Annotated in this window: 6 protein-coding genes, 2 rRNA genes and 2 pseudogenes; 1 reads left to right on the top strand and 9 read right to left on the bottom strand. The window is 70.1% G+C overall.

Annotated elements, in window-relative coordinates; all coding sequences use genetic code 11:
* The 4 genes and pseudogenes from ABZ319_RS39120 to ABZ319_RS39105 all read right to left on the bottom strand — a co-directional run.
* Nucleotides 1-1,115, bottom strand: a pseudogene (locus ABZ319_RS39120) (DNA repair protein RecN); the annotation flags it as partial.
* Nucleotides 1,093-2,067: an NAD kinase gene (locus ABZ319_RS39115; protein WP_354991643.1), complete on the bottom strand. Its 975-nt coding sequence runs from the start codon at nucleotides 2,065-2,067 to the stop codon at nucleotides 1,093-1,095. The gene ABZ319_RS39115 and the pseudogene ABZ319_RS39120, both read right to left, overlap by 23 nt.
* Nucleotides 2,064-3,029, bottom strand: coding sequence for a TlyA family RNA methyltransferase (locus tag ABZ319_RS39110; protein WP_354991642.1), 966 nt, complete (start codon nucleotides 3,027-3,029; stop codon nucleotides 2,064-2,066). Before ABZ319_RS39110 ends, ABZ319_RS39115 begins: the two co-directional genes overlap by 4 nt.
* 2 nt (nucleotides 3,030-3,031) lie before the next feature.
* Nucleotides 3,032-3,316, bottom strand: a complete 285-nt coding sequence (locus tag ABZ319_RS39105; RefSeq protein WP_354991641.1) for a hypothetical protein — start codon at nucleotides 3,314-3,316, stop codon at nucleotides 3,032-3,034.
* 89 nt (nucleotides 3,317-3,405) lie between these two features.
* On the opposite strand from ABZ319_RS39105, the gene ABZ319_RS39100 reads away from it, so the two are divergent.
* Nucleotides 3,406-4,164: a class I SAM-dependent methyltransferase gene (locus ABZ319_RS39100; protein ID WP_354991640.1), complete on the top strand. Its 759-nt coding sequence runs from the start codon at nucleotides 3,406-3,408 to the stop codon at nucleotides 4,162-4,164.
* A 132-nt stretch (nucleotides 4,165-4,296) separates the two neighbouring features.
* Here the strand turns inward: ABZ319_RS39100 and ABZ319_RS39095 are convergent, their stop codons facing one another.
* The 5 genes and pseudogenes from ABZ319_RS39095 to ABZ319_RS39075 all read right to left on the bottom strand — a co-directional run.
* On the bottom strand, nucleotides 4,297-4,734 hold the full coding sequence (locus ABZ319_RS39095) for a GNAT family N-acetyltransferase (protein ID WP_354991639.1): 438 nt from the start codon (nucleotides 4,732-4,734) through the stop codon (nucleotides 4,297-4,299).
* A 297-nt stretch (nucleotides 4,735-5,031) separates the two neighbouring features.
* Nucleotides 5,032-5,946 (bottom strand): HAD-IIA family hydrolase, encoded by a 915-nt coding sequence (locus ABZ319_RS39090; RefSeq protein WP_354991638.1) that lies wholly within the window; start codon nucleotides 5,944-5,946, stop codon nucleotides 5,032-5,034.
* Between the two features lie 397 nt (nucleotides 5,947-6,343).
* Nucleotides 6,344-7,072 (bottom strand): annotated as a pseudogene (locus tag ABZ319_RS39085) (hypothetical protein); the annotation flags it as partial.
* 1,542 nt (nucleotides 7,073-8,614) lie between these two features.
* Nucleotides 8,615-8,731, bottom strand: a 5S ribosomal RNA gene (gene rrf, locus ABZ319_RS39080).
* Between the two features lie 194 nt (nucleotides 8,732-8,925).
* A 23S ribosomal RNA gene (locus ABZ319_RS39075) occupies nucleotides 8,926-9,124 on the bottom strand; the annotation flags it as partial.

The following is a 9,124-nucleotide window of genomic DNA, read 5'->3' as shown; positions in this document are numbered from 1 at the left end:
GCCTCGCGCACCTTGTCCGCGGCGGTCTCCACCTCCGCGGCCAGGGCGGCCAGTGCCTCGTCCGAGACGTCCAGCGATTGCAGGCGGGTTCTGGACTCGTCGGCCCAGGCGATGACGCCGTCGATGTCCGGCGCGTATTTGCGGGTCAGCGTCTTGAGTTCGGCCTGCCGGGTGAGCAGCGAATCCAGCGCGCCCGGATCGGACGGCAGATCCGACAGGTAGGAACTGAGTTCGGTCGTCATGTCGACCACCACCGACAGCGCCTCGCCCAGCCGGGGGGCCAGCGCCGTCAGGGCCGGATCGTCGGCGGCCTCCAGGCGGGCGCGCGCGGTGCCCAGCAGATCCAGCGCGCCCGAGCCCTCGCCGGGGGTGTCCGACGGACCGGCCAGGGCGTCGTGCGCGGCCGCGGCGGCCTCGCGCAGCGAATCCAGATCCGAGAGCCTGCGCACCTCGATCACGATCCGCGCGTCCTCATCGGGTTCGGGTGCGATGGAATCGATCTCGTTGAGCGACTGGGTCAGATGATCGGCCTCCAGGGCCAGTTCCCGGCTGCGCGCGGTGCGCTCGAGCAGCTGATTGCGCGCCTCGAGCCAGGTGCGGCGCACCTTCTGGTACTTGCGCAGCAGCGGCGCGACGGCGTCGGAGGCGAACTGGTCCAGCGCGTGCAACTGCTGATCCGGCCGTTGCAGCCGCAGCTGATCGTTCTGCCCGTGCACCGTCAGCAGCGGGGTGGTGAAATCCGAGAGCACCGAGGCCGGAACGCTGCGCCCGCCCAGATGCGCGCGCGAGCGGCCGTCGCTGCCGACCGTGCGCACGGCGATGATGCTGCCGTCGTCATCGGTTTCCGCGCCGGAGGATTCGAGCACCTCCTTGACCTCGAGGATCGCGCCGTCGTGCACCGCGTCGACGGTGAACCGCCCCTCGACCACCGCCCGCGAGGCGCCCAGGCGCACCCGCCCGGGATCGGCGCGGGCTCCGCTGAGTAGGTGCAGGCTGGTGACCACCATGGTCTTGCCCGCACCGGTCTCACCGGTCAGGACGGTCAGCCCTTCATGGAATTGCGCGGTGGCGGTGGAAATTACGCCCAGCCCGTCAATCCTGATCTCTGTCAGCACTCGTGCTCTCCGTTCGCGCAGACGCTCGGCCTCGCCAGCCTGTCACGGGCAACTGGAATTTGCGCACCATCCGGTCGGCGAACGGCGCGGAATCGAGCCGCACCCACCGCACCGATTCGGTCCCGCGGACCGCCTCCACCCGGCCGCCCCGCGGCAATGCGAGGGTGCGACGGCCGTCGAGGAAAACTATCGCATCATGGCCCGTGGCAACGGTTTCCACCGCGATCCGGGAATCGGGGCTGGTCACCAGGGGTCGTGCGAACAGGGCGTGGGCATTGCTCGGAATCACCAGCAGCGCTTCGAGTTGCGGCCACACCACCGGTCCGCCGGCGGAGAAGGCATATGCGGTGGACCCCGTCGGAGTGGCCACCAGCACACCGTCGCAACCGAACGACGACACCGGGCGGCCGTCCACCTCGAGCACCACTTCGAGAACGCCCATGCGCGCGGCATTCTCGATGCTGGCCTCGTTGAGCGCCCAGCCCGAGTCGACGAGCACATCGTCGACCCGCACGCTCACATCGATGGTCATGCGCTCTTCGATCGTGTAATCGCGGCGCACGACCTGCGATAGCGCCTCGTCCAGATGCTCGGCCTCGGCCTCGGTGAGAAAGCCGATGCGGCCCAGATTGATTCCCAGCACCGGCACCGAGGCGTTGCGAGCCAGCTCGGCCGCGCGCAGGAAGGTGCCGTCGCCGCCGAGGGCGAGCACCATCTCCGCGCCCACCGCCGCGTCGGGGGTGTGCGCCATGACGCGCACGGGATAGCCGCCGTCGGGCTCGCCCTGCTCGTCGAGATCGAAACGGGTGCTGTAGGCCTCGTCCTCGAGCACCCGCAGCCCGATACCGGCCTCGGCGAATATCTTGGCCGCCCGGTGCGCGGTCTCGGTGATCTCCGATCGCCCGGGATGCGCGACCAGCAGGACTTCCCGTCCGGTGCCCGGCGAATTCACTGTGGTCCCTCCTGAACCGCCCGATCGATCAACAGCCGCACGCGATCCCGCTCCGCCGACCCGAAGGCGGTGAACGCGAGATCCGCGGCGGCGGCCGAATCCACTGCGGCCGACACAGTATCGGTTACGACCGACACGGTATCGCCACCGGCGGATTGATCGGCTTCTTGCTGCGCGACAGTATTTTCTCCCGCGGCGGGGGCTCCCGCCGCCTCATTACGCAACCACAGGAAGTACTCCACATTCCCGGACGGGCCGGGCAGCGGGCTGGCCACCACGCCCCGTGTGCGCAGCCCCAGCTTCGCCGCGGCGGCCGCGACCTCGAGGACGGTTTCCGCGCGCAGCGCCGGATCGCGCACCACGCCACCGGATCCGAGCCGGTCCTTGCCGACCTCGAACTGCGGCTTGACCATGGGCAGCAGGTCCGCGCCGGGCGCACAGCAGGCCGCCAGGGCGGGCAGCACCAGGCCCAGGGAGATGAAGGACAGGTCGGCGACGACCAATTCGACTGTGCCGCCGATGAGTTCGGCCGTCAGTGCGCGAACGTTCGTGCGGTCGTGGACCAGCACCCGATCGTCGTTCTGCAAACGCCAGATGAGCTGGCCGTAACCGACATCGGCGGCCACGACCTGCTTCGCGCCCCGGCTCAGCAGCACATCGGTGAAGCCGCCGGTGGACGCGCCCGCGTCCAGGCAGCGCTTACCCTCGACCGAGACCCCGAGCGGTTCGAACGCACCGAGCGCGCCCAGCAGTTTGTGTGCGCCGCGCGAGGCCCACTGCACCTCGTCGGGCTCGTCCCGGACCAGCAGCGGGGCACTGGCCTCGACGCCCGTCGCCGCCTTGGTGGCGACGCTGCCGTTGATCAGGACGCGACCCGCGGCGATCAGCTCGACCGCGTGTTCCCGCGATCGCGCCAGTCCGCGGCGAACCAGTTCCGCGTCCACCCGTGCGCGCTTGGCCACCTTCAGACCTTGTCCACCGTGGCCAGCGCCTGCACCAGCACGTCGTGCGCCTGCTCCAGAATGCGAGCGCGCCGAACGATATCCGTGCCGTCGGACGTGGATTCCCGTGCACCGGCCGTCAATTCGGTCAGCAGGGCGTCGACCTCCGCGCGTATCCGCTGCGGGTCGGCGAACTCCTGATGCGCGCCGGGCAGGTGCTGACCGGGCAACGGAGCCCCCGGGCGGGGCCCCTGACCGGGTAGCTGCGCGGCGGCGGCGCCGTACGGGGCAGGGCTTGGCGTACTCATGGTGGCGACAACGCTACCCGAACCCGCATTCGAACACACGTACCGTGCCGGGTCCGAGCGCACGACAGCTATCGGCGAGAATCGACCCCATGGAACGCACCTTCGAGGATCTGATCGCCGCCGCGGACGCGGTGTCGGTGGCCGGCTGGGATTTCTCCTGGCTGGCGGGTCGGGCCACCGAGGAGCGGCCGTCGTGGGGTTATCAGCGGCAGCAGGCGGGCCGGTTGGCGACCGCCCGGGCCGCGCTCGACATCCAGACCGGCGGCGGTGAGGTGCTGGCCGAGGCGGAGCGGTTCCCGCCGACGATGGTCGCCACCGAGTCCTGGCCGCCGAATCTGGCCAAGGCCACCGCGCTGCTGCATCCACGCGGGGCGGTGGTGGTCGCCGATCCGGACGAACCGCCGCTGCCCTTCGCGGCCGACGCCTTCGACCTGGTCACCAGCCGGCATCCGGCGACCATCTGGTGGGACGAGATCGCCCGGGTGCTCGAACCCGGCGGCGTCTACTTCGCCCAGCACGTCGGACCGGCGAGCGTGTTCGAACTCGTCGAGTACTTCCTGGGACCGCAGCCCGAGGCGCGCAAGGGCCGCGATCCCGAACGCGAGGCGGCCGACGCGCGCGCCGCCGGACTCGAGATCGTGCAGTCCCGCACCGAACGGCTTCGCATGGAGTTCAACGACATCGGGGCCGTGGTGTACTTCCTGCGCAAGGTGATCTGGATGGTGCCGGGCTTCACCGTCGCGCAGTACCGCGACCGACTGGCCGAGCTGCACCGGTTGATCGAGGCCGACGGGCCGTTCGTCGCCTACTCGGCCCGAACCCTGGTCGAGGCGCGCAAACCCGCCTGACCGTGCCGGCTCACCTGCCGTCGGAGATGGTCGGCGCGGTGGGGTTTCCGGACCGGCCCCACATGATCCACCCCACGGCCGCGGCTCGGACCGCCGTTCGGTGGCCCGCCGCGACGCACCCTCGCGGCCCGCTCACACCTCGACCGAGAAGTGGTGCGAGGTGATCGCCAGGTGATGGCGCATATACAGACGGTGCGCCGCGGCACGGCTCGCGGCGACGCCGGAATCCAGGTGCACCGCTTCACAATCCAGCCGCGCGGCCTCGCCCTTCACCCAGCCGACGAGTTGGTCGGCGTACCCGTGACCGCGAGCTTCGGGGACGGTGCTGACGTCGTCGACGTAGACGAACCGGCCCCACGCGGTCGAATGCGTGACGCGGAAACCCAGGATCGAGCGCGCGTAATCGGACGTGTCATCGAATACGCCGACCAGCCGGTACCCGGCGGGCCGCAACTGCTCGTCGACGAGCTGCGCGATCGCCTCGGCGCTCCCCCACCGCGGCCGCAACTCCAGCAGCGCCGGGCCGCCCAGCCCGGTCTCACCCGCGAAGATCTCCCGTAGTTCGCTCATGGCTCGACCGTAGTTCAGCGGGCGCGAGGTATCCGAGAGCCACTTCGCCCCAAGTCTCACGGACCAATTCGCGCTCCCGGTTCCCGCACACGCCCCATCACCGCGCGACATCACGCGCACCCGGTAACAGGGCGCGGGTCGACAATCGTCACGGGTGCGCGCACCAGAAAGCCCGCTCCGATGCCGACCGCGAATACGCTGGGAAACACACCAACCGGGAGTCGGGCTTCGATACCCGGGAGTGGGCTCCGCCTCCGCGGCACGACAGCGCATCGTGCCGGCGGAGGCGTCGCAGGGTTACGCGACGGGGGGCGCGGCCACCGGGATCGCGCGGCCCGGGTGCTCGGCGAAGAGCTTGGCCAGGGTCTCGGCGATGTCGGCGGAGCCGGGGGCCACGGGGGCGATATCGGCGACCGGCTGGTTCAGGGCGTCGAGCGACTGCGACACGTAGGTGGGCAGGCGGTCCGCGGGCTGGGTGTTCAGGTCGGCCAGGGTGCTGACGCCGGTCAGGACCAGCAGGGAGGGCAGGCCGACGCTGTGGCCGCCGTCGATGTCGGTGTCGAGGCGGTCGCCGACCACCAGGGCGTCGCGGGTGCCCGCGCGCAGCAGGGCGTCCTCGATCAGGGGGGCGTACGGCTTGCCCGCCACGATGGGCTCGCGATCGGAGGCGGTGCGCAGGGCGGCGACCATCGAACCGTTGCCGGGGGCCAGGCCGCGTTCGTTCGGGAGGGTGGCATCGGTGTTGGCCGCCACCCAGAGCGCACCCGCGCGCAGCGCGTAGGCGGCCTCGGCCAGATCGGCCCAGGCTGTCTGCGGATTGTGGCCCTGCACGACCGCGGCCGGGGCCACGCCGTTGAAACGGCGAATCGGCTCGAGCCCGACCGCACGCACCTCGGCGACGAGATCGTCGGTGCCGACCACGAGCACGGTCGCGCCCCGGTCCAGCCGGGAGGCCAGCAGGCCGGCGGCGGCCTGGGCGCTGGTCACCACATCGTCTTCCGTTGCGGCATAGTCCAGTTCGCGCAAATGCTCGGCCACGGCGGCGGCCGATCGACTGGCGTTGTTGGTCACGTACATGAGCCGCTGACCCGGGCCGTCGCCGGATGAGTCACCCGAAAGCGCCTGCGGCGCACCGGGAACCACCTCGTGCCCGCGATAGAGCGTCCCGTCGAGATCCAGCAGTAGCGCGCCGAATCGATCCCGTAGCCGCATAGCGCCGCCCCTTCTCACTTCCCGGTCCCCGAGCGCACCGCCGCCCGTGCCGGGCGGCGGTCACGCCGAATGTCAGCTCTGCCCGCCGACTTCAGGACCGATCGTCATCCTTGGCCGCCTCGGTCAGGTCACCGGGCGGATCTTCGATGGTCGTCACGGCCGATGTACCGGCCGCACCGGCGGTTTCGGCCTTCGAGCCCGAATTCGCGGTGTCGTCATCATCGCCGAACTCGGCGGCGGCGGTGCCGGAATCGGCGGCATCGAGAACCTCGGGAGAGTCATCGCTCTCGTCGTCGTCCTCGTCGTCCTCCACCGCGGCGGTCCAATCCGGTTCGCCCGCTTCGTCTTCGGCGTCATCCTCGGTCAGGGTCCAGCCGCTGCCGTCGCCGCCCTCGGCCAGGTCGGCGGCGCGCTCCTCGGCGTCGGTCTCACCGTCGGTGTCCGCGGACGCGGCGTTCATGAACCAGGTCAGCGATTCCTCGCTGCGACCGGCGGCCAGCAGCGCCTCGGCGTACGCGTAGAACAGGCGCGCGGCGGCCGAACCGGTACGCGCGGGATCGAGCTCGGCGGTCTGCAGCGTCACCACGGCCTGATCGAACTGGCCCAGGTCCATGCGGGCGCCGGCGACGACGATGCGCAGTTCGGTGGCCTCATCGCCCTCCAGCAGCCGGGCCTCATCGCTGCGGCCCAGCTCGATGGCGCGCTCGGGACGGCCGAGGCCGCGCTCGCAGTCGGCCATGACGGCCAGCAGACCCGAGCCGCCGGACATGCGACGCGCGGTCCGCAGCTCGGACAGGGCCTCGGCCCACTCGCCGGCGTGGTAGGCCGCGACACCGTTGGTCTCGCGGACCACGGCGATACGACCGGCCCGCTGCCGGGCGGCGCGTGCGTGCTCGAGCGCCAGCTCGGGATCCTCGCCCAGCAGCTGCGCCACCATGACCAGGTGCCGGGCCACGGTCTCGGCGTTGGACTTGTCCAGGCTCAGCAGATCGCGGCGAACCGCGGGCTCGAGGTCGGCGGCCTGCACGTCGTCGGGCAACTCGGGCTCATCGGGCCGACCGGCCCGGCGCTCGCTGCCACCGGACCGCGCACCCTCACCGCCCCGGCGACGGTCGTCGCCGCCGGAGAACGAACGCTCGGCGCGCTCCGGGCGATTGCCGGCCGGGCGCTCGGCCCGGTCACCTTCACCGGAACCGCTGCGGCCGAAGCTCTTCCGCTCGTCACGATCGCCGCGCTCGGCCCGGTCACGGCCGCCCTCGTAGCCGCCGCGATTGTCATCGCGCTTGAAACCACCGCGGTCACCGCCGCGGTCGTCCGAACGCTTGAAACCGCCACGATCGCCACCCCGATCATCCGAACGGCTGAAGCCGCCACGATCGGAACCACGGTCGTCCGAGCGGTTGTAGCCGCCACGGTTGTCGTCGGAGCGGTTGAAACCACCCCGATCGCCGCCACCCCGGTTGAAGCCACCGCTGCGCTCGCCACCGCGATTGTCATCGCGCTTGAAACCGCCACGGTCATCCGGACGCTTGAAGCCACCACGATCGTCCGAGCGGTTGAACCCGCCGCGATCGGAGCCACGGTTGTCGCCGCCACGGTTGAAGCCGCCGCGCTCACCACCGCCACCGCGGTTGAAGCCGCCGCGGTTGTCGTCTCGGTTGTATCCGCCACGGCTGTCGCTGCCGCGGTTGAAGCCGCCGCGCTCGCCGCCACGATTGTCATCGGAGCGGTTGAAACCACCCCGATCGCCGCCACCCCGGTTGAAACCGCCGCTGCGCTCACCACCGCGATTGTCATCGCGCTTGAAACCGCCGCGATCACCGCCACGGCTGTCGCCGCCACGATTGAATCCACCACGGTCGGAGCCCCGGCTGTCGCCACCCCGGTTGTAGCCCCCGCGCTCGCCGCCACGGTTGTCATCGCGCTTGAAACCGCCGCGGTCGCCGCCGCGATCGTCGCTACCGCGATTGAATCCGCCACGCTCGCCACGGTTGTCGCCACCGCGATTGAACCCGCCGCCGCGCTCACCGTCACGGCTGTCGCCGCGGTTGAACTCACCCCGGTTGTCGCCGCCGCGGCTGTACCCGCCACGATCGCCGCCCCGGCTGTCGCCGCCACCGCGGTTGAAACCGCCGCGGCTGTCCTCGGAACGGTTGAAGCCGCCCCGGTCACTCCCTCGATTGTCGCGGTCGCCGCCGCGGCTGTAGCCGCCGCGATCGCTGCCCGCGTTGTCGCGGTTGAATCCGCCGCGGCCCGCGTTGTCGCGACCACCCCGGCTGTCACCGCTGCGCTGGAACCCACCACCGCTGCGAGAGGAGCCGCCGTCGCGGCTGCCACCCTCGTTGCGATCCTTGCGGAAGCCCGATCTACCCTCGTCGCGCCGATCGCCGGAATTGTCGCGCGCCGGCCGGCCGCCGAAGCCGCCGCCCTGACCGGATCCACCGCTGCTGCTCCGGCGGAAAGGTTTGCGGTCGTCGTTCTGCTCCGCCACGGTGAGCCCTCTCTATAGTTTGCCTGCGGTCCCGGCCCGCGGCGCTGGCGCGCGTGAGGGTCTGGCGGGAAGTCCCCGCCACCACAAATTCAATCACGCGCCGCTGAGCGTCCTAGCGGCACCGGGTGTAAAACGACGAAAGGGGACCCAAATCTGGGTCCCCTTTCGTGAAGGATGTTCCGGCGGTGACCTACTCTCCCACACCCTGTCGAGTGCAGTACCATCGGCGCAGGTGGCCTTAGCTTCCGGGTTCGGAATGGGACCGGGCGTTTCCCCACCGCTATAGCCGCCGTAACTCTATGAAACTGTCACACTCCGTGTGCCACAGGATAATTCGAGGGCCTTGCCCTCGAACACCCCGCGAAGGGGTGTGCGAGGCGAGAGCCTCGATATCCGAAAGAGGTTCGGGGACAACATCCCCGAAACACTTCCACACAACAGAGTCGTGTGTTGTTTCAGATACCGCACAGTGGACGCGTAGCTTCTTTGTTGGTAAGTCCTCGGCCTATTAGTACCAGTCACCTACATGCGTTACCGCACTTCCAGTTCTGGCCTATCAACCCAATGGTCTGTTGGGGGCCTTAACCCCTCGAAGGGGGTGAGAAACCTCATCTTGGAACAGGCTTCCCGCTTAGATGCTTTCAGCGGTTATCCCTTCCGAACGTAGCTAACCAGCCGTGCCCTTGG

This window comes from Nocardia sp. NPDC005978, from assembly GCF_040614455.1.
Taxonomy (GTDB): domain Bacteria; phylum Actinomycetota; class Actinomycetes; order Mycobacteriales; family Mycobacteriaceae; genus Nocardia.
This window is presented reverse-complemented; position numbering and strand designations above follow the sequence as displayed.

Bases quoted from the DNA above. Each gene is read 5' to 3' on its own strand.
- ABZ319_RS39105 (WP_354991641.1), bottom strand. From the start codon at position 3,316: ATGAGTACGCCAAGCCCTGCCCCGTACGGCGCCGCCGCCGCGCAGCTA.
- ABZ319_RS39100 (WP_354991640.1), top strand. From the start codon at position 3,406: ATGGAACGCACCTTCGAGGATCTGATCGCCGCCGCGGACGCGGTGTCG.
- ABZ319_RS39095 (WP_354991639.1), bottom strand. From the start codon at position 4,734: ATGAGCGAACTACGGGAGATCTTCGCGGGTGAGACCGGGCTGGGCGGC.
- ABZ319_RS39090 (WP_354991638.1), bottom strand. From the start codon at position 5,946: ATGCGGCTACGGGATCGATTCGGCGCGCTACTGCTGGATCTCGACGGG.